This is a genomic window from Lactococcus cremoris subsp. cremoris KW2 (assembly GCF_000468955.1).
GTDB classification, from domain to species: Bacteria; Bacillota; Bacilli; order Lactobacillales; family Streptococcaceae; genus Lactococcus; species Lactococcus cremoris.
On sequence record NC_022369.1, the window covers coordinates 1,883,009 to 1,904,102 of the forward strand.

Sequence of the window (21,094 nt, forward strand, 5' to 3'; positions counted from 1 at the left end):
AAATAGTGAAGTGCATCTGGTAGATCATTATTGATAAAACCAATTCTTTTTAATGTTGAGTCATGAATATTTAATTGCATTATAGATACCTTTCTTTCCAAGTCACATCAATATCAGGAGGCACTGCATTATCTCCAAATGAGCAATTAACAATTGATTGACCTGGAGGAACTGAAAATGGTTCTGAACCAGTAATCATCTCATCATTAGCAATTGTAAGTCCTTCTCTTCTATATATTTTTGAACTACTCATATTTACTACAACAACTTCACTATTACCATAATGATGATTATCTGCTGGAATAAATGTTGTAACATCTGTATTGCTATCAATTGTTTTGGTAACATCATTCTTTTGAAAATTAAACATTCTAAGTGATAGATTTGTTATATATTGTGTGTTGACATCTCTTCCTTTTAGTTGCCCCATATATATAAATACTTTTGTACATTTAGTACTTCCAAGCTCTGGAATAGTAATAGGGTAATTTCCTCCTCTATTGCCAAATGTAAAATTGAAAACTCTATCTTTCTTTTGAATTGTAAAATATCCAGTTGTAGAATTAAAATATAAGTTTGGATTAGGAACTTTCCCATCTCCATGACCACCATTATTTAATTCTTGTCCTCCTGGTCCAAATGTTTTCCATGTTCTGGGATGATTACCCCCAATATAAAGTTGAGTTCTAAAGCTATTTCCTCTTGTATCATCTTTATATATTCCTAATCCAGCCATAAGTTTATTGTTAGAATCACAAAATAAAACTTGCATCAGCCCAGTTTGCCCCATTTTTGTTGCTTGCGCCCAAATATTAAATGTTGAAGTAAAATTAGCTGTTCCAACATTTCCTATTTTATCAGCTGGAACATTATAGACTTGCATTGCCCCTTGCATTGACCATGTTCCGCTAGACGGAGGAACACCACCATCTTGTAATCTTAATCCATCATTTTTAAAAACAAGATTTCCTGCAGTTAATAATTGACCATTTTGAGGGTTGCCAACATCATTAGCCACATTAAAATGTCCACTAAAATTACTATTTTGGCTTATACCAGATGGGTTTAAAAGCCATTGAGATTCTACTCTTGTTGTTTCAGTTGTTTTTGAGTCAATCAAAGTTTGATCCTGACTTCCCAATCCAACAACTCCATTTTGACCTGCAATACCTATAAATGCATTATCAGATTTATGAGTAAATTTAAACGTAGGATATGCAGGAATAGTCCCTTGATTATTAATCAAAACATCTACTGAGTTATCTGAATTAACTGTAATGGAACCATTTGTTCCTCCTGAATTATTTGAATTCAATTCTTGTGTATAGCTTGAGATAGCAACACCTGAGGGAACTAAGAATGTTAGGGTTCCTGTTGCCCTTAAAGAAGATATATCTTCAGAAAAAGTAGGTAACTGATCAGGCAATGCATACCAAACTTTATTTGGCTCATCACTAAAAATTAATGGTGAAGGAGTTGAAACATCCAAAACACTAGCAATTTGTTGGCGAATATTAACCCAATCTTTCGGAATACCATCTTTAATGAAAGAAATTGTAATTGTTTTCGCATTAATATAATTATTAACAAATTCTTGACCATATCTTGTAGTTCCTTCTGGTCCAAGATTATTTGTCCATGTTGAGCCAAAATTTCGTTCGATTGAAGTAAATCCATCTACCAAGTCGGAAATATTTTGACCATTAAAACTTATCGTAAATGTCAAATCATAATACCTCCTAATCTATTTTTTCTATTTTGGTATGAATCCTGTGTTTTTTTAATTGTTGGAGCTGCACCTTTAAAGAAACTATTTTCATCAATAATTGGTGCAGGTTGATTTTTAAGAGCTGTTGTTTGTTCTTTTGTCGCTCCAAGAACTTGAGAAAGTAGACTAACAGCTTGAGTTAAAGCAAATTCCATATTACTATTAGAATTTTTTTCATAATTATTAGCATTAATAGTTCTATTTGCTTGGTTCAAAAGTTGAGTCGCTCTTGACTTCTTTTGAGGGTCAAGCGGAATAACCATTTCAGGACGATTTCCTTCAGCTATTTCATAAAATCCATGTGCATCAATGACTCCACCATTTTCATAACCATGTCCATTCCCAAGGAATGATAAGCTTGAACCATAACGGCTTTTAGCATAATTAAGAGCAGCTAATAAGTTATCGTAACCGTTAAAAATATCCCCATGACCGGGGAATTTATTAGCATTGAAAGTTGAGGAAATTGTTTGCATTAATCCTTTTGCAAGGTCACCAGTGATATTGTTAATATCTCCGATATTTCCTTGTACTGCCTTTTCATTACCGCTTGATTCTGTTGCGATTTGGCGAAGTACACGGTCAATCATATCTTGGCTTGTACTCAAGCCGTTAGCTGCAAGCGCCTGTTTAACTTGTCCAGCCCAACGTTGAACACCAGAACCAGATGGTGAACCTTGTGAACCTCCTGCATCTGATTCAGCTTTTTTGAAGAATGATTTTAAGAATTTAATAAAATTATCCTCAGCAGTTTGAGCAGAACCTTTTGCCATCCTAGTTACAACTGGCGGAAAGTCGTTTTCTAAATTATCTAATCCTAATCCATTATAAATAGCTTCTACAACCCCTTTTGGCCCTTTCGAAATAACACTTGTGACATCTTTATAGGTTGATTTAACCCATCCAAGCGCATCTGATAAGAAGCCAGATACACCGTCAGCATGAGCAGGTAAATTAGCTGTTAATGATAAGAATTCTTTTGACATTGAGTGAGGAAGAATCGAAGTACCAGCTTTCAAGTTACGAATTTCAGGGCCCTGTTGTCCAACTGCAAAAATACCACGGCTTGGATGGTGAGCAAGTTCAAACCCTTCTTCACCAACTAAAGCTGTTTCATCTTGCGTTAAACCACGAGTACCTGTCGCAAAACCTTTGAGGCTTACATGCCCAATATTTCCCCAACCCTTATGTAAGAAGTTAAGGACTCCATTAATTCCATCAATAAATGAATTAATTAAATCTCGTGAATTTCTAAATCCTTTACTATATTGGTCAACTGTTTCTCCTTGTTCTTTAGCTGCAGCTTTAACATTTTTATCGGCTTTATCATTAGCTAATTCTACAGTTTTGTCATGAGTTTTTTGAGCCTTATCAGTAACATCTTCTTGTTGTTTTTTTGCTGCTGAAATTGCTCCATCACGTTGTTTTTGAGCATTTTTTACAATTTCATCATATTGGGCTTTAGACATTGATCCATTTTCTGCACGTTCTTTGTCCGCTGCTGCTACTGTCTTCTTGTATTTTTCGTTAGCTGCTTTAACAGCTTCATCTTTTTGCTTTTGAGCCTTATCCTTAACTCCTTTATATTCATCATCAGCCTTTTCAAGCGTATCAATTAATTGTTTTTGATTTAATTTACCTTTTTTATTTTTTAAATCATCAAGTAAATCAAGTTGTTTATTTTGAGCGATCTTAGTAGCAGTATTGATTTGATTATTCATCTGCTCTTCAGATTTTGTTTGTGTTTTAGCATAGTCTTTTTCAATCTTATTCATATTGTTACTATGCTCTTTTTTATTTTGCTCTTGCTTATTATCAAAAGAATTTGTTGCTCTTAAAATTTCAGCCATCATCTCTTTTTGATATTGAGGTGAATTTTTACCGTATTTCTTTTCCAATGCTAAAAGAGCGTCGGTACTTCCGGATTTAATTTTTTTAATTTCAGCATCATGATCTTTAGTTAATCTTGTGTTAGCGTCATTAGCTCTTTTTTGCTCTTTAGAAACACTAGCATAGTAATTATCAGTATTTTTCTTCATCTCATCAAGATTCTTCTTCTGAGCATTTTTTTGTTTCTCATCTGAATCTTTTTGGCCTTTGTTTAATTTGTCAGCCTGTGCTTGACTCAATACACCATTTTTAACTAGAAGGTCAACTTGCTTTTTAGAATCCTTTTCTTGATTTTGATAAAACTTATCAATATCTTTGGACATCTTCGCATAAGCATCAGCAGTTGCTTTCTTAGCTTTTTCAAGTGATTTCTCATCTACAATATCAATAGTTGCTGATTTTTTGATTTTATCCAAGAAGCCTTGGTAGTCCTTAGAGAACTCTTTCATATCTTTTGTTGGTGCTTTTGGGTCGAAATCAACAATAGGTAATTTCTCACTTTTATCTTTTGCATCTTTAATCATTTCTCTAACGGTATCACCAAGCTTTTTACCATACGATGATCCAGCTAGTCCTCCAAGAGACGCCCCAATTACAGTTCCAACACCAGGAATTATTGAACCTATTGCTGCTCCAGCAGCTGCTCCACCTAATGTTCCTCCAACAACATCTCCTTTGTGAACATTACTATCTTTACTTAATAATTCTCCACCAACATTTGAAGCAATTCCCAATCCAGCCACTAATGGAGCTAAGCTCATTAATCTTGGAAGAATTGCAGATATTTTTGATAAACCAGCGGAAGATATTTTTGATAAGCCACCAGAAGCAACAAGTGCTTCACTTTCAGTAGCTAAGCCCCCTTTTGTTACTGTCGAAGCAACTGTTTCAGCTTCAGCGGCGACGCCTTTACCTATAGATGTTTTAATGCCTCCGCCAGATAATGCATCAGATAAAGCATTAATACCTGACATTATTTTAAGTTCATTATTAATTTTTTTAACCATCGATAGAGCATCGCCAATTTTATTAACTGCCCAAATACTAGCGAAAACTTTTGCTGTATTTACAACAAAATCTTTATGTTCCCCGATAAATTTTACGGTATCAACGAGCTTTTGAAATATTTCCGCAATCCAACTAGCTATTTCTTCAAGCCCTTGCTTACCTTCTTTAGAATTAAAAGCCTTAGCCATTGAAGTAGCTGCGTCAGATAAAACTGGCAAGAACTTTTGACCAATCATAATTAAAACAGCCTCACCAGCTGCCTTGAATTGTTTTATCTCCGACTTAACCGATCCCATATTTTTCTTGGCAAGATTTGCAACATATCCTTGACCATCAGCAGAGTTTTTTACTTTATTATTTAGCTCTTCAAGTTCTTTATTATTTTGAGCGAGAATAATACCAGCTTGTTGCCCTGTTGTTCCAAATAATTGTTGAAAAACAGAGTTTTTTTCAGCAGTTCCCATATTTTTTGTATGATCATTTACTATGGACATAATAGTTGTTAAATCCCTTAGGTTACCATTAGCATCTACTAAATCACTATTTTTAATTCCAAGTTTAGAAAGCATATCTTTGGCAGCACCACCAGATTGCAATTGCTCTACTTTATCTTGAAGCTTCCCTATTGCTTCTTTTTGCTTTTCAATAGCTTTAGTTGCTGCTTTAGTATTCCCTGTACCAGAATTAACAACCGCTTGAGCTTCTTCAAGTTTCTTTTGGTGCTCTGCAATTTTTTCATTAAGTGCAGACTCTGATTTAGCAGCATCTTCTTGGCTAGCTGACTGATCACTTAATGCACCAGTAATTGAGTTAATTACTTTACGAAGTCCAGTACCAGCTTTATCAGCTTCTAAACCGTGGTTCGAAAGAATACCAATTGCTGAAGACGCCTCTGATAGTTGAAAACCTGCTGAATGAGATGAGTCACCAACATACTCCATAGCTTTACCCATGCTTGCAAAATCTGTCGCTGTCATATCTGCTGCATAAGCTAATTGATTAACTACATCTTTTGTATTTTTAGTCATTTGTGCTGCATTATCAGTACGCATACCGTAAGCATCAACAACTTGGGAGGTTACGCTCAATACATTATTAAAATCATCGCCAGAAGCAACAGAGGCTTGTAATTCTGAACGCATAGCACCTAAAGCTTCAGTAGATGTATATCCGCGTTTAATAAGTTCTTGATATCCTTCTGCAATTTCTGCTTGAGATTTACCATATTCAACAGAGTATTTAGCGCCATCTTTTTGCATTTGAGCAACATTTTTCGTTACTTCCGCAACTTTTTCTCCACCGGTTACGGCAAGATTTGCTGTTCTAATATAACTGTCTTGTAAATCAGCAGCCATTTGAGAACCTTTTATAGCTGCCGCTCCAATTGCTGCAATACCAAAAGCGCTCTGATATGCTGCATTTTTTACTTTTTGGTATCCTGCTGCCATAGCCGTTGTAGCTTTTTCAGTCGTTTGATAAACAGTATTTAGGCCTTTACCAATGAGAGACTCGGAATTAAACGGCTGCATCTTTGTAACTGCCAAGTTAGCTTCTAAGAGTTTATTTCTATAGTTTAATAATGACGAAGCAGCTTCATTTACCCTTGTTTTTTGCTTAACAAGAGTTTCTGAACTTGTACCCTCAGCAGCTTCTAACCGTTTAAGCTCAGTTACTTGGGCTCTATAAATTTCAGTTTGCTTTGCGTATGAAGTAGATAGACCAGAAACTTCGGCTTTAGCAGCTCCCATTTTATTACGAGTCTTCTCATATAAATCAATTTGAGACTGCATGAGTTTATCATTAGCACTGAGAGATTTATTTAAATCTTCAATTCCTGTTTGTTGATATTCATAAGCTGATTTAGCACGGTTTAATTGCCCAGTCATTGAGGCAAGAGACCGTTCCGCCGTGGTTAACTGAGCATTATATTTTTGATAAGCTTTCTCACCAGCATCAGTATCTCTATTGATTGTCTTCATACCTTCTGAAAGGTTAGCAATATAAGCTTTTTGCTTTTCCATTGCTTCACTAAGACCTTCATAGCGATATTTTGATGCAGAAACAGCATCTCCAGCAGATTTAGCCTGTGCTTCATTAATCTGCCATTCACGAGTACTATCTTTAACTGCTGATTTTAAGCGGTTGATAGCCTCAACAGCCTTTGTCTCATTCAAGTCAATCCCTGTGGTGACTGAATCAACCATTATATCTGCCATTTTTACTCCTTTCTAATTTTTGAGTACAAAAAAACGCCTAATTTATTTAGACGTTTTATTTTTATTTAATTGAGTTTAGTTTAGTTACTCCAAACAGCATTACCATAGGTAACTTTATATGGACCTGTTCCTGGATTATCATAATATAATTTTATTTTAGCTGTTATTCCTGGAGCTATATCTGGGATATCGTTACCATAAGTTGCAGAATCTAAATTCAATGTATTGCTTTGTGAATCAAATACTGATGGATCTGAAGGGTTGAAGTATTGAGAGTCATTTCCCTTATTAGTAAGCGTTAAATCAACTTCTAAAGCTGTCTCCCCATTTTTTGCATCATCCAATTCAACTTGTGCGTTTTCTGTTATAGCAGTAACTGTAATTTCATTTCCTGATTCAGTAGTTGCCGTATTACCAACTTTTAAATTACTTGTTGATGGATCTTCGCTAGATTTATCATTAATATCTACCCAACTTAAAGTTGATTTATATCCATGTTTTGCATCATCTAGTTGTTCTTTTTGAAACATTTTTTTAGCATCATCATTACTTAAAGCGCCATTTTCAACAAGTGTTTTCAAATTCTTCAATGAATCTTTTTCTTGGTTTTCATAGTATGATTTATCATGGGAACTAGATGATTGACTTTGGCTTGTTGATGAAGAACTATTTTTAGATGATTGATTACTTTTTTCTCCGCATGATGCAAGTACTAAAATAGATAAGCAAGCAATCCCCAATAATGATAACTTTTTCATTTAATTTCTCCTGATTTTTAATAAGTAAATTATACCCCTATATACTGCATATTACAAGAGAACAATTATTATTGCCCAAACATCTTCTTCAAATCATCAAATGAAGCCATCTTATTATCTTCATTCGCTTTAAATACATCAATTAAGTCATAATAATCATGATTATCTACTTGCTCTAATGTCCAGTGCCAATTTTCGATAATATTTTTTTCAAATAGTTGTAAATCTATTAATTGATTGTTGTGGTAGACTTTTCGTTCTTCAATGCTTGAACTTTTTTTTCGGCAGAGTCAACCTCCTCAGTAAACATAGTATCGATTTGATCATCATCATACCCTTGAAGTGAAAGAACAAGTTTAGATTGCAAATTCATAAATTGACCACGGTCAAATTCTTCTAATTTATCTACTTCTTTTTTATTTAAACCTAGAATTTCAGTAATAAATTTTTCAGCATTATTAATTACTGACATATCATCAAGAGCGATTGCTTTTGTTAATTCTTCTAGTGTTCCATCCTGAACTGAAGCAAGTTTTTCTTGGCTTTTTGCTAGTTCCAATTGGTAGGCATGCATTTTTTTAATGTTCTTAATTGAAGTTTTAACTTCAAATGATTCTTCTCTAATTTCTGGTAATGATAATTTCATTGTATATCTCCTCTATTTTACTTTTTGTAAAGGAATAGTCAGGTATCGAACCTAATATAATAGACCGTCTATCTATCCCATATAAAAAGCGGATTTCTCCGCCCTTTAATTATGCGTGTGAGGTAGTTGTTGTTGTAGATGATGTAGTAGTAGTTGTAGTTGTTGAATCGTAACCATTAAATACATCTGCCATCATTGTTGTTTCAGTAAAGTTTTCATCCCCACCATCATAGAATTTGATAGCTTCTCCACCCCAACGGCTTACAGAAAATGCTGTAAACGTTAACGCATCGTCAACACGAACATTTGCATTAGTATTAGTTTGCAAGTTCAACGCTGTTTCGTTCATTTTACCAGCAGCGAATCCAACATATTGCGGATTACCAGTACCGATTGTAGTTGTTTGAATCAAGGCTGCTACTTTTGGAACACTTCCTTGTGTATAACCACCTTTACCATCATTAACACGGCCAAGCAATTTGTTTTTAATCGCTACTGGTAGACCATTAAAGTCAAAAGCTACTGAAGGAGTACCTTTTGCAATATCTGCATCTACTTGACCATCATTACCATAAATCATTGTTGGAGCACTTGATACATTAGTGATGTTTGCAGTTTTTGTACCTAACATTTCATCAGTAATTGGGAAGACTCCATTGGTAGATAAACCACCTTCTCCTTTAACGATCGCTCCATTATCATCCAATAGAGCAAGTGTAACCATTTTTAAACCTTTTGTTGCCATTTTAAATTCCTTTCTTAAATAAAAAGCGAGTTAGCTATTTGCTATCTCGCTTAACGTCATGATGCGTTGCACCGTTAAATTTTTAATAATTTGACCTGTGTCAGGGTCTATATAGTGACTTTTTGATTGCGCAATAAGCCAATCATTATTTATAAATGATTTCATCAGATTAATTTCGCTTTGAACAATATTTATATCCGAATCTTCAGCGTTCGAGTAAAAGATTTGAATATAAACACCATACATGAGTGAAATAAAATCTGAGTTACCATAATCATTAGGACCATTATCTGATTCTGTAAGTAAAACCTGAGTTTCATTAATAGAATGTTCTTCTTCTTTGGGGATAGAATCAAGAAAGATTTCATCATGCGGAAAGTCACTAGCTGCAATTATGTCTTGAACAATTTCAACTGGTCTTTTCATAAGTTACTCTCCTTCTTTTTTCTATTAATTATTTTCCTCATTGCCTCAGCTTCTGCTTTTAATATTCCTTGCTGAACAATAGGATTTTTTCTTGTTTCTTCAATAAAATGATCTGCATGAACTGCAACTTCACCAGGCTTTTTATATTTTCTTCCAGAACGTGTTGTAAACTGAGGAAAACGACTACCATTATTAATGATATTGGCAATATATCCTTTTGTATGAGTACCTTTTTCCGTACTTCTTTCCCATCCTACAACACTTTGACCATCTTTAACTCCGTCAATATTCTTATTTTTCATAACAATACTATCTGCTAAATGTGGATCTTCTCCAGTATCACGATGGCGGTAGTGCCTATTTCTAACTTCATAAGCCAATGCTTGCTCAAAAACTTTAGCGCCTGCCTTTGTAACTTCGGCTTTATCTTCTACAGTCATCTTTGTGCTTAATGATTCTGCTTGATTAATGATTAGTTGCATTGCTTCCTCAAAAGTAGCCATATTAAGCTCCTTTCTTCTTCGCTTGAAGAGTCAAAATATCAAATTTAATAAGCTTTGCAGATTCATCTGAAGAAATATTAATAATGTTGTAAAGAACATCATCTATTTGAACACACATTTTCTTTGTAACTAGCTTATTATGTCTAATTGCAATGTCGAATGTATCAGCCGTAGTTGTACCAATTATCTGAAATTGAAGTGCAAGTGATCTCATTTTAGCCGCAAATCGAACATTTAAAACCGTTGCTGGGTCAATTTTTTCAATCTTGCCTCCACTTGGAGCCGTTACTGTTTTAGCAACTCCAATCTGACATTTTCTGTTAAAATCATTCGGTTTGTACGTCTTGACCATCTTGCGCCTCCTTCCACGAAGAATAAAGGCCTCTCAACTGCCCAACCATATGATCTACAGCCGTAGTAGGCGGCATAGTCGTAGAACGATTAATCCACAAATCCATCAAGTAACTAAGAACAGCTACATCATAAATTGGAGAAACATTTTCTACACTGAAAAATGGATCGTCAACTGTATCAGAACTCACTGCATTTTTCACATATGTTGTTGCTGTATCAAAATAAATTTGAAGTTGCGGTTTGCGATCATCATCTTCTGATAGCTGATCTAGTAAGTCATCAACAGTTACTGTCATAAAGCGCCTCCTTTACTTCTTTAACATATAAATCAGATACTTTACCGCTATCCTGATATAAAGCTTCAAGTGGCGGAGTATCTAAATATATTCCTTTGAAAAATAATCCCATATCTTCAGTTACACCAGCATTATGGACAATTTTATTTTTACCTATTGAATCATTAGTTGACCAGGCAAAAGATAATTTATTACTGACTTTTGGAGAAATACCGTAGTGGTACATTGTCCATAATTGAGCCCACATTTCTGCTGTCCATTTTTGTAAAGTTGTTTCAAGTGGTTCAATTGCTCTATAAAGAACAATAGAATTAACATAAACATCATGCCAATATCCAGCTCTAGGATTTTTAATTACCCATTGGGCACCTCCTGAGTTATTTTGAATAGATTCTAACCATTCGATTGGCACTTTTATCGCATCTGTCATTACTTCAAGCGTTCGAGATGAATTAGTGACAGATTTAATATAATCTAGTCCAATGTAACCAATAGTGTCTGAGCAATACCATCTACTTTTTGTAACTGGAACTTTAAACGCTTCTAAATCGAGAATAACAGTATCAGAATCAAGATAAACATAGGTTTCATTCTCTCTTTCAGAATCTTCACTTAAATATCTATAAAATAAATAAGGTTTAATACTTGGGATATAAGACTTATCAAATCTATCATCTTCATATGAATAGACTCTACAATCATTAAATTCCATTAATACAGAATCATCTTCTTTAGCAAATAAAAGGATAATGTCTTTTTTATCCACTCCCAATTTAGACAAACTATTAATCACAGTATGCAATTCCCAAGCAAATCTTTTTTTAGCTGGTTGTGCAAATAAAAATTTCATTATCCTCTCCTATTTTTAAGCGTGGCTAGTTGTAGTTGTTGTAGCCTGAGTTGTTGTAGTTGTAGTTGGTGCTCCAGTGAAGTTCCCTACTTGGTCAGCAATTGCAGCAAATGAACCGGCAACAAAAGCTTCTTTATCTGTTGAAACGACATCAAAACGGTCGATAACACGAATTTTTGTCAAATCTTTTTCAAAAGCACCAGCTCCGATATTAGTTGTCAAAAGCGAAAGATTTTCTCGGTCAAACAAAGTAACTGCTTGTTTTAAATCTCCAAAATAGAGCGGATAAACAGGATTTGAAGCTGTTCCTTTACTTGCTAGCCAACGATCTCCAATTTCAACCACTCGTTTCCCTTTAATTAGGTATTGGTCAGCATTTTTAGGGTCTGGTTGCATCAAGTAATTACCAAGCGCATCCTTAACCAAGCTCAATTTATTGAATCCAGAAGAATTTGTCATCAAAATTGAGGTTGCTTTAATAGCTGGGTCAACGGATGTGTTAATCATTGAGATGATGTCGTCAAAGTTTGCAAGTGTTGGTTTAGTAGGAGCAGCATCCATAACCGCAAGAATGGCTTTATTACGTGTAACAACAACTTTTTTAGCGATCCAACCAGAGAGCCACGCCAAAATATTCTCAGCTGTGTCTTTCAACAAGGTATTAGTGGCTGTAGTAATGCCGCCATAACGTTTGATAACGTATTTAACCAATGAAAGTTTTGGATCATCGTTATCTCCGATTGCTTCGTCTTCAGCATCAAGGTTAGTCAATGCCTTAACATCTGACCATTTCTCATAAACACGAGAACCTGATGCAGTAGTTACATTTTCAACATTGACATATTGCTCAAGAGCATCGTATTGGCGTTTCAAAATATTAATTGCTGTTTTAATATCTTGAGGGATTGTTAAACCAATTGCGTTACCCGCTTCATCAGTGTCAGAAGTCACAAGGTTCACGATTTGAGGGTCGCCTTTAATCATCGCTTTGAAATCAGAAACAAATTTATTTTTTAAATCTTTTTCATCATTGTTTAAAGGTGTTTTATCTTCATTACGCATATTAACGACTTGTTGTGCTTGAGCTTCGACTACTTGTTCATGCCAAGCGTCACGTTTAATTTTTGCGGTTTCATACTGGTTTTTAAGTTTTGCAAAATCTTCTTGAGAAAAATCGTCATCATTCAAAGCATTTTGCATTTTTGCGTTAATGTCAGAAACTTCATTTCCTGACTCTACCCATTTTTCATTGAGTTCATTAAGTGTTAATTCCATTTAAGGCTCCTTTATTTTTCTAATAAAATAGCCAACTTACGAGAACGTAAATCGGCTTGTTTGTTTTCTATAATTGGTTCTTCTTTCGGAGGGTTATTCCGATTTTTGAAATTCATGAAATTCATAAATTCATTAAGTTTATCAGCAGTTGGAATATTGCCGATTGAGTTAGAAAATGCTGGTTTATTAGCATCTACAAACATAATGTTGTCTGCAAATCCTTTATCCACTGCATCTTGAGCTGTCATCCATGTTTCGTTAGACATCAACTGCAATAAGTCAGATTGTTTCATACCAGTTTTTAATTCATAAGCTGCAGCAATAGATTGGTCAACACCATTTAAAACTTTAGCTTCTTGCTCAAAGTCGTCAGCATTTCCTTGGCTACCACTCATAGCCTTATGAATCATCAATTGGGCTGTAGGAGAGATATTTACCGTATCTCCAGCCATTGCAATTACTGAAGCTGCAGATGCTGCCAACCCTTGAATATTTACAGTTACAGGTTTACCATTCATCTTAATAGCAGTATAAATCTCAGAAGCTGCAAATACATCTCCGCCATTAGAAGCGATATTTAAAACAATTTCTTCATCATCAGCATTTACTAAGGCATCATTAACTTTAGATGGACTTGTATAATCGATTCCAAACCAGTCATACATCATTCCGTAACTATTATCAACTACATCTCCTTTAATGTCGATTACTGTCATCATTTACCTCCTTTCTAAGAATAATCACCATGACCACCTCCTTTCCTATGGTACTGGCTCATTACTTTGGCCAGTTGTCTTTTTATTTGTATTTTCAGGGGCTGGTAGGTCTTTAGGAATATATCCTGCTTCTTGCAAGATATATGTAGCTTGATTTTCAGCTACAGCACCCCATCTTGTAGCAGTACTAATAGTAGATAAGTAATTATCACCAAGAGGGTCAATAGCTGGTCTCATGTTAACGCTTATGTGGTCGCTTAACTTATACTCCAATTCACTTATAGCAGGTCTTAAATAGCGATTTAATGCACTTGCGTACATTCCACTTATTTGTTGAATTGAGGATTGTTGGTCACCTTGTCCACCAATATAGCTGTCAGGAAGCCCATATACTTTGGCATATTGCTTAGAAGTCCAATCTGTTTGTGATAATAATTGAGCTACATTTGATTTAATTTCTAGTGCAGTAAATTCTTCAAGGTCATCTAATACTACAGGACCACCACTTCTTGAACGTTTCATAAACGAACGAGAACGAGATGCTTTATCTTTATCACTAAGAAGTCCACCACCTTTAACAGTAAGTACACCAGGAACATTTAATGAACTATTCAATGAACTAATTGTTAATCTATCAGAGGCTCTTTGGATTTTTGATTCACGTCTCAAAGAGTAAAGTGGACTAATTCCAGTTTTACCACCATCAATTGATAGTAGTTTCATATGAATCAAATCGCTCTGTGGAGCTTGTAAAATAGGCTCTATTTTAGGGTCATCAAAAGTGATGTTATAATACATTCCGTTTTCATACTCGAAATAATAAGTATTTACTTGAGATGGCCTTAAATATTCCCATTTCATATCAGCGCCATTAGCATTTCTCCAACGATAAGCGAATGCTTCGCCTCCTAAAAGCAACTGTGCAAACATTGATTGCCAAAACCCATGTTTATTAGCATTAGTACTTGGATTATCAATGATTCCTTGATTCTTTTTCTTTTCAGCATTGATTTTAACTATTGCTAAATCACTAGATAGTTGCAAGATAATAGAAAATAAGTCTGAATTTCTTAATGCTGCACGAGCTGAAACCCATTCATTATTATCACCAAGCAAACTTTCCATTATTTGAGCATCATTTCCATCTGGAAAATAGCTTTGAACACTACCAACTTCTGGCGGATCATTTGTTTGGTTGATAAAGTTTAATATTGGCAAAATCAATTACCTCCCTTCTTTTCTATAAACTCGGAAATTAATCCTGCTAAAATAAAAACAACTGATAAAGTAATTCCTCCAGCTGTTATATTCCACATAAACATTGTTACTGTTATGGTTACTGCAAAAGCAATAAACATAAGTACATCAAATATTTTCCAAATTAAAGAAAATAAGTTTTTAAAAATCTTCATCGAATCCCCAATCATCATCTATTTCATCATCAAGGTCTAATAAGCCAGATTCTTGGCTAGTAACCCATTCTTTTACTTGTTCTGGTGTCATATGCTCAACTTGCCAGCTTCTATCATTTGCCATTCCATAATCTTCAAAATGATTCATACCTTGATATAGAGCATCAATAATTGCATCAACAACATCAATTTTAAGTGTAGCTTTTCGCTTATCTACTTGAATCCCAACTGAGTCTGAGCGTAGAACGGCATTTAATAATGCTTTTTCCATTATTTTGTCATCTAGTCTGCTAACTGTCCCTTCCACAAATATCTTTTGCAAGAATTTAGTAGGATTCATCAATTCACTAGTCCATTGCTTTATAGGTTGTAGATTGAAACCAGTATTATTAAGCAACATTTGAATAACTTTAGTCACTCCCATAGAATCATAACCAAAAAACAAGACATCAAGAGCATTTTCCTCAACATATCTTGTTATCCATTCATAAACCTCATCATCGTTGATTAATCCTTGTTGATGGCTTGTGATTGTACAGAACCCTTTCTTTTCAAGTTCTCTATAGTTAATACCATCTTGCTTTTCTTTGGCTTCAATTGAGCCTGCAGCTTGAAAAGGAATAAACGAATGTTGTTCAACGTGCCATTTCGCTTGCCCTTCTTCACTTACATAAGGGTAAACAAAAGCAACTGCTGTATTATCTGATGACATAGAATAGTCAACACCAACATAACAGCGTTGACCATAGATATTAAATTCAGGAACAATCGCTTTTTCAACATCTGCTAGGTTTAAATAACTGTCTATATCTGATGAAAGCCACATATTAAGATTCTTACATTGGAAATCATGAACAGCACCTGTAAGTACATCATTATCACGCTTATCAAGTAGTCCTTGCATGAGATTATCATGTTCCGAAGCTAAATCTAATAAAGGGTTTGATTTAACCCAAGTATCAGGCTTATAAGTTTCATCTAAACTATCATTACTCCAAATTAAACATAGATAAGTATCAGCATCTCTTAAAAAGTCTTGTTCCATTGCTTGTTGCAGCATCTTCTCATCTTCATGAAAGGGAACTGTAGGGTCAGGATATGCTGTTGAAATTTGAACAAATTGACGGTTAGGAACTTTAACTTGCCCTGATACAATCTTAGAAATCTTCTCACGGCTTTTTACTTCGCCTATTTCATCAAAGATAGCTGTTGTAAAGTGATATGAATCATATTGCCCAGCTTCATGAGAGATTGGACGAATGACATTATTATGATTCCTCATAATAATTTTGTCAGCTTGTAAGCTTAGGTCGGTTTTATCAGCTATATTTTTCCATGGATTAATTGTTCTAAGAACATTAATCATCGATTTTAAATAGCCATATAATTTACCTGTTTGTTTAGCATTAATCGATGAAACTAAAAAGTCCTGGTTACTTAAACCACGACTTTCTACAAAAAATGAATAAGCCATTAATATGGCTAACATATAAGTTTTCCCTTGACCACGTCCTACAGAAATAATTGCGCGACTGAAACGTTTTCCACCTTCTTTATTCCTCCAACCTATTAGTAGAGACAACATAAACTTCTGCCACTCCATTAATTTAGTTGGTTCCATCGTATCAACGTTTGGGGCCATTTTAGAGAACTTCATTAACCTTTTTACATGTTTTACTTCGTAATTAAAAGGAAAATCTTCATTTCCTATCCTTTTTAAGTCCTGTAAATGCCTAAAACATGCTAATTTCATTAAATATCCTGTTGTGTACTTTTCATCTAAGACATCAAAAGCATATTTTGTAGCAGGGTCTTGATATTCTTCTCTAATATCTTCATAATTTAGCGAATGATATGTACCGATAACATCATGGGTTTGAGTTAAATCAATCTTCATCGAAGAAATCCCCCATTCCATCATCTTCATTTTCGTTTGTTTGCATATTAAGTTCCATCAATTCAGAACGTGATTTTGGAGATAAACCTAACTCAGAACCAATCTTTGTAAGATTTTTTATTGCATCTGAGTAAATTTGAGTCATTGGATTACGTTTGAAACCTTGAAACTGTCTATCAATAATTGCACCTGTCATATCTTGCACAGGTTTAAAAATTTCTTGGACCTCACCATGTTTTTTGAGATGTTCGTATGAATTTCTATAAATTTCATACTGAGTACAGTACATTTCGACTAAAAATGAATCAATCTTATCAACTGGTTTTTGTTCCTCAAGAAAGGGAACAGTTTTTCTCCAACAAGCACTTGCGAGAGGAGAAAGGTGTTTAGGAGCGCGATAAGACAACTTCCCGTCATTACTGTCTTTGAACTTCTTAGCTGTCATTTTTTCTCCTTTCTTTTAGTATTTTGACCCCCCCTATATAAAAATTTTAAAAATTGGGTTTTCACGCAAGACGATACCTATGTGTGTGCTTTCCCTGTAAAAATATACGGGGGAGGGTTATTAAAAATTATCGTTCATTTTTTTGAAAATCAGGCACATCTTTTACATTTTTTATGGGGATTACATTTTTAGTTTTATTTCCGTAACCAGTTCCATAATAAATTTGTTCCCACTTAGTTTTCCTTGTGTGGCATTTGCTACAACAGAAAGCCAAGTTATCCATGATGGTCTTACCATTCAAGTCAAACTCAACAGGCACGATGTGGTCCACTATCTTACCAGTTCTTACTCTATTGTGTGCTTTGCAGTACTGACAAAGGAAGTTGTCTCTACGTCTTACTACATCACGTATAGACTTCCATTGCTTGCTTTGATAGAACTTATTCTGCTCTACTTTAATATCGCTATACTCACGCTTGCGTTTGTTATAGTCTTTGTATCGTTTACTATTATCAGTACGATTAGTCCATCGCTCTCTGCTTGCTTGATATGTAGCTTCTTTATCAGCGTGCTTAGTACAATAGTGTAGTGGTCTAATAACCACAGCGTGGCAGTTAGGCTCACGACAGCGTCCAGTCATTGGCATGTTATTTAGCTATCTCCTTAATTAACACTATATCATCAGCTCTAAACAAGTATTCACCTGCAGCAATCCATGGCATACCATTACTTAATTGAGATACAATTGATCCCCATTTTTTATCGCTATATTCAATCTTATAATCACCGTATTTAGTCTCAACATAAATCATCTTACGTTCCATCTTATTCCTCCAACAATAAAAGGCTGCCCAATGGACAACCTATAATAAAATATAATTCAGGATAACGGGATTGAACCGTTCTGTTCTAGCTTATGAAACTAGTGTGACACCTTGCCACCCATCCTGTTTAATTGTGCGGTTTTTCTCCAACCATAATAACACTCTCATTATTAAGTGACTAACCCAATAGGCTCTACTTAAAGCAGCAACTCTTTAAGCTCCTTTTGCTTTTAATGTTAGGACTGAGAACGAAACTCATCAACTTTCACACGATACAGATTTGTTTTTACATATTTTGTAAATAATATCATCTGTTTTTTGCCTTGTGCTACTAATACTAGGCGCTTTTCTTATACCAGAATTTCTTCTGTTCACGGCAAATTGGATTGTTTGATTTACTCCAGAGTTTGATTAAGCTATCACACTCACCCTTATCTGGCAAAGTCATCATCCTGTCGGAATGTGCTTACTTCTATCCAACGAAAAGACCTATGCTCTATGATTATATTATCATGGCACACCTCCAATTTCACACTAGCTTTTACTAGCTCATAACCTCTCGCGATTATATGAAAATATTTCATTAAAGCTATCACTTTAAACAACATTTGCTACTTTACAGCACTTTCAGTAACTGTTAGAAGGCTCTCGGACAAGTATCACCTTGCTTCAACCGAGATGCACAAATTGGAACTGCAGGACTTGAACCTGCGCTAATGTAACCTTACTTCAACGGACTCGAACCGATTTTTCTCGAGGGTTATCGCCCTCGGCTCTACCAACTGAGCTAAGTTCCAACGCTGGTTTTATCGTCCAGCAACGTTATGCAGTATATCCAAACCGAATTAGTTGTTGTTTTTTGCTTTTGCCTTTTACTTCATAATACAAGTATAACAGCAAAAACAAGGGTTGAGGTTTCGTTTTTAGGCAATTTCGTGCCAATTTTTGTCCAAAAATATGCCCTAAAAACAGTGTTGCATTTGTCGATAGATATCATTTCTAAATTTATAGAATATAGTCTTTGCTTTTTTCAATCCAATATCTTTAATTCCTTCAACATCTAAATATTGCATTACTTGGTACCAGTACAAACCAGCATATCCACTATATTTTAGTTCAATAACTCGTTTTTCATCAGGAATCAAGGGCTTAAACCAGAAGTCTAATATCTCTAGCTGCTCTTTCAGTTTAAGATATTCTTCATCACTTTCAAGCTTTTCCTGATTGATAACATGACTTAGTTGTTCCGAACCACCAGAATAGGCTGTGCGAATGCCCAAGTTATCAACTTTTTGTTTGTAAAGATATCTGCTTTCAATTGATTTTATTCTGGCTTCAAGTCTGCCATTGACGTAATCTCCAATAATTCTATCTAACTTATCTGCCATTAATCAAATTCTCCTTTTGTGGTATAATTAAGTTAGAAATTCTTTCAGTGAAGCCCGTTCCCAGCGGGCTTTTTTGTTTAATTAAAATAGTTAATTCCAAAAGCGAGCACTATTATAAAAATCACAGCTAATATTGCAAATATCCATAACCCGATAATCTTAGCTAATAAATATATACCTAAAACATACAGTATAAACAAAGCTACAATTCCAGTTGCAATCAATAACGCTTTACCCATTTAATTTTCACCATCCTCATTTAAGTTAATGAGTACTTCACTACAAATGTTTTCTTTTTCCATAAACTTTTTAGCACTTTTTTCGTCAAAGAAATATTTTTCTACAATACCTTTTGGACCAAGAAAATAACTATCTTTATAAATTACCTTATATTTGTAAAGGTGATATATTTCTATTTCTAATTTGTAAACTTTATTTCTTAACTCAAGCAGTTCATTATTACTATTCAGAGATTTAATCTCACTTTTTAATTTTAAGATCTCTGTTTTACTTGCTTTTTCATTAATTGATAATGCCAGAAGTAAAACTGAAACTGCTATTATGCATAGGGTAATATTTAGTACCATTTAATTCTCTCCTAGTTGAGTTTAACGAGTTCCTAGCTCATTTTATTCGAATCAAATTAAATCTTCTATTTTGCATTCTAATGCTTTTGCAAGAAGTTTATCCCAGCTTTGGTCTTCTGGCAAATCATCATTTTCAAGCCTATTTTTCCGTTCATTGTCTTTAATTAGCTCTATATAGGTTTGTTTAAATGGTTCGACCATTCTTTCAGCTACTTGCTCAACCGAAAGTCCAATTTCTTCTCGTCTTGCTTTTAATTTATTTTTCAATCAACAATCTCCTCGATATAAGCAACTTTGAAAGCTCCGTTGTCAGCAGTGTACCAACCTGCGTTACTTTCGATATACTCAATAACATCAGCATAACTGTCAGCTCCAACTGTATTTTCTACAGTTACGATTCCTTCTGTCTTGCTGATTGCAGCACTATATAACCTAAATTTCTTCATCTCAATCTCAATCCATGTTTTCATCAAGCCATTTTTCATGGCTATGCACGTTCTCTGACTCGTCAAGGTCTGAGCGGTTTAAGCGTTTATCTGTAATGTAGCACCGCCGACAAAAGCGTTCTTCATGAGTGCCAAATAAATACACTCTCCATTTAGACCACTTATGCCCGAACAGCTTACACAAAATTCTCATCCTGCCTCCTCCAGATTATCGTTATTTGACAAACGCTTTTTATGAGCAATACTCATTTTTACTCTAGTTTCAATAGATAAAGTGCTATTCTTTCTAGCTGCTGAAATTCTTGCGTTATGAGTACCATGATTTGCATTTTCTTTTGCCGTAACCCACTCTAAATTATCAATACAATTATTTGTCTTACATTCATCAATATGATTTACTTGAGGTTTTTTGAATGAATTCGGAATAAACGCTTGCGCTACTAATCTATGAACGGAGAAATTTTTTCTTTTCCCTTTAGCGCAAAGCCCAACTATTACATATCCTTCCTTATTATGATTGAACCTCATTTTTTTGATTTTACCTGTATGATTATAATTAAGACTTCTAACATCGCCTAGGTTAGAAACTTCATAATTTTCATACCCTGCAATTACTTTCCAGATTTCTTCCATTGGTTGTCCTC

Annotated in this window: 25 protein-coding genes and 1 tRNA gene; all 26 read right to left on the minus strand. The window is 34.6% G+C overall.

What is annotated here, in order from left to right:
* Positions 1 to 79 precede the first annotated feature (79 nt).
* Positions 80 to 1,726: a distal tail protein Dit gene (locus KW2_RS08915; protein WP_021037721.1), complete on the minus strand. Its 1,647-nt coding sequence runs from the start codon at positions 1,724 to 1,726 to the stop codon at positions 80 to 82.
* On the minus strand, positions 1,723 to 6,882 hold the full coding sequence (locus KW2_RS08920; RefSeq protein WP_021037722.1) for a phage tail tape measure protein: 5,160 nt from the start codon (positions 6,880 to 6,882) through the stop codon (positions 1,723 to 1,725). The genes KW2_RS08915 and KW2_RS08920 overlap by 4 nt, the downstream gene beginning before the upstream one ends.
* A gap of 80 nt (positions 6,883 to 6,962) precedes the next feature.
* A complete protein-coding gene (locus KW2_RS08925) occupies positions 6,963 to 7,640 on the minus strand; it encodes a DUF4352 domain-containing protein (RefSeq protein WP_021037723.1) in 678 nt (225 codons plus the stop codon).
* A 229-nt stretch (positions 7,641 to 7,869) separates the two neighbouring features.
* Positions 7,870 to 8,286, minus strand: a complete 417-nt coding sequence (locus KW2_RS08930; protein WP_021037724.1) for a phage tail assembly chaperone — start codon at positions 8,284 to 8,286, stop codon at positions 7,870 to 7,872.
* A 109-nt stretch (positions 8,287 to 8,395) separates the two neighbouring features.
* A complete protein-coding gene (locus KW2_RS08935; protein WP_021037725.1) occupies positions 8,396 to 9,031 on the minus strand; it encodes a phage tail protein in 636 nt (211 codons plus the stop codon).
* A gap of 30 nt (positions 9,032 to 9,061) precedes the next feature.
* Positions 9,062 to 9,457 carry a DUF806 family protein gene (locus KW2_RS08940; RefSeq protein WP_021037726.1) on the minus strand — a complete coding sequence of 132 codons (396 nt, stop codon included), beginning with the start codon at positions 9,455 to 9,457 and terminating at the stop codon, positions 9,062 to 9,064.
* Positions 9,454 to 9,960, minus strand: a complete 507-nt coding sequence (locus KW2_RS08945; protein WP_011835805.1) for an HK97 gp10 family phage protein — start codon at positions 9,958 to 9,960, stop codon at positions 9,454 to 9,456. Before KW2_RS08945 ends, KW2_RS08940 begins: the two co-directional genes overlap by 4 nt.
* 1 nt (position 9,961) lies before the next feature.
* Positions 9,962 to 10,312: a phage head closure protein gene (locus KW2_RS08950; RefSeq protein WP_021037727.1), complete on the minus strand. Its 351-nt coding sequence runs from the start codon at positions 10,310 to 10,312 to the stop codon at positions 9,962 to 9,964.
* The gene (locus KW2_RS08955) at positions 10,287 to 10,610 is read right to left on the minus strand and encodes a head-tail connector protein (protein ID WP_021037728.1); all 324 of its coding nucleotides are present in this window, start codon (positions 10,608 to 10,610) and stop codon (positions 10,287 to 10,289) included. The genes KW2_RS08950 and KW2_RS08955 overlap by 26 nt, the downstream gene beginning before the upstream one ends.
* Positions 10,594 to 11,460 carry a hypothetical protein gene (locus KW2_RS08960; protein ID WP_021037729.1) on the minus strand — a complete coding sequence of 289 codons (867 nt, stop codon included), beginning with the start codon at positions 11,458 to 11,460 and terminating at the stop codon, positions 10,594 to 10,596. The genes KW2_RS08955 and KW2_RS08960 overlap by 17 nt, the downstream gene beginning before the upstream one ends.
* A gap of 15 nt (positions 11,461 to 11,475) precedes the next feature.
* Positions 11,476 to 12,735, minus strand: coding sequence for a phage major capsid protein (locus KW2_RS08965; RefSeq protein ID WP_021037730.1), 1,260 nt, complete (start codon positions 12,733 to 12,735; stop codon positions 11,476 to 11,478).
* Positions 12,736 to 12,746: 11 nt separating this feature from the next.
* The gene (locus tag KW2_RS08970; RefSeq protein ID WP_080656303.1) at positions 12,747 to 13,454 is read right to left on the minus strand and encodes a head maturation protease, ClpP-related; all 708 of its coding nucleotides are present in this window, start codon (positions 13,452 to 13,454) and stop codon (positions 12,747 to 12,749) included.
* A 42-nt stretch (positions 13,455 to 13,496) separates the two neighbouring features.
* Positions 13,497 to 14,675 carry a phage portal protein gene (locus tag KW2_RS08975; protein WP_014735131.1) on the minus strand — a complete coding sequence of 393 codons (1,179 nt, stop codon included), beginning with the start codon at positions 14,673 to 14,675 and terminating at the stop codon, positions 13,497 to 13,499.
* The gene (locus KW2_RS08980; RefSeq protein WP_010905936.1) at positions 14,672 to 14,881 is read right to left on the minus strand and encodes a DUF1056 family protein; all 210 of its coding nucleotides are present in this window, start codon (positions 14,879 to 14,881) and stop codon (positions 14,672 to 14,674) included. Before KW2_RS08980 ends, KW2_RS08975 begins: the two co-directional genes overlap by 4 nt.
* Positions 14,850 to 16,760, minus strand: coding sequence for a terminase large subunit (locus KW2_RS08985; RefSeq protein ID WP_021037732.1), 1,911 nt, complete (start codon positions 16,758 to 16,760; stop codon positions 14,850 to 14,852). The genes KW2_RS08980 and KW2_RS08985 overlap by 32 nt, the downstream gene beginning before the upstream one ends.
* On the minus strand, positions 16,750 to 17,205 hold the full coding sequence (locus KW2_RS08990; protein WP_021037733.1) for a phage terminase small subunit P27 family: 456 nt from the start codon (positions 17,203 to 17,205) through the stop codon (positions 16,750 to 16,752). Before KW2_RS08990 ends, KW2_RS08985 begins: the two co-directional genes overlap by 11 nt.
* A 127-nt stretch (positions 17,206 to 17,332) precedes the next feature.
* A complete protein-coding gene (locus tag KW2_RS08995) occupies positions 17,333 to 17,851 on the minus strand; it encodes an HNH endonuclease (RefSeq protein ID WP_021037734.1) in 519 nt (172 codons plus the stop codon).
* 1 nt (position 17,852) lies between these two features.
* On the minus strand, positions 17,853 to 18,029 hold the full coding sequence (locus tag KW2_RS11800; RefSeq protein WP_021037735.1) for a hypothetical protein: 177 nt from the start codon (positions 18,027 to 18,029) through the stop codon (positions 17,853 to 17,855).
* A 687-nt stretch (positions 18,030 to 18,716) separates the two neighbouring features.
* Positions 18,717 to 18,826 (minus strand) — tRNA-OTHER (locus tag KW2_RS12065).
* 165 nt (positions 18,827 to 18,991) lie between these two features.
* Positions 18,992 to 19,417 (minus strand): RinA family protein, encoded by a 426-nt coding sequence (locus tag KW2_RS09000; protein WP_021037736.1) that lies wholly within the window; start codon positions 19,415 to 19,417, stop codon positions 18,992 to 18,994.
* 77 nt (positions 19,418 to 19,494) lie between these two features.
* A complete protein-coding gene (locus KW2_RS12165; RefSeq protein WP_021037737.1) occupies positions 19,495 to 19,656 on the minus strand; it encodes a hypothetical protein in 162 nt (53 codons plus the stop codon).
* Positions 19,657 to 20,004 carry a hypothetical protein gene (locus KW2_RS09005; protein WP_021037738.1) on the minus strand — a complete coding sequence of 116 codons (348 nt, stop codon included), beginning with the start codon at positions 20,002 to 20,004 and terminating at the stop codon, positions 19,657 to 19,659.
* A 51-nt stretch (positions 20,005 to 20,055) separates the two neighbouring features.
* Positions 20,056 to 20,271 carry a transcriptional regulator gene (locus KW2_RS09010; protein ID WP_021037739.1) on the minus strand — a complete coding sequence of 72 codons (216 nt, stop codon included), beginning with the start codon at positions 20,269 to 20,271 and terminating at the stop codon, positions 20,056 to 20,058.
* A complete protein-coding gene (locus KW2_RS09015; protein WP_021037740.1) occupies positions 20,268 to 20,450 on the minus strand; it encodes a hypothetical protein in 183 nt (60 codons plus the stop codon). Before KW2_RS09015 ends, KW2_RS09010 begins: the two co-directional genes overlap by 4 nt.
* A gap of 7 nt (positions 20,451 to 20,457) precedes the next feature.
* Positions 20,458 to 20,643, minus strand: a complete 186-nt coding sequence (locus KW2_RS09020; RefSeq protein ID WP_021037741.1) for a DUF1660 domain-containing protein — start codon at positions 20,641 to 20,643, stop codon at positions 20,458 to 20,460.
* Positions 20,640 to 21,083 carry an NUMOD4 domain-containing protein gene (locus tag KW2_RS09025; RefSeq protein WP_021037742.1) on the minus strand — a complete coding sequence of 148 codons (444 nt, stop codon included), beginning with the start codon at positions 21,081 to 21,083 and terminating at the stop codon, positions 20,640 to 20,642. The genes KW2_RS09020 and KW2_RS09025 overlap by 4 nt, the downstream gene beginning before the upstream one ends.
* Between the last annotated feature and the right edge of the window lie 11 nt (positions 21,084 to 21,094).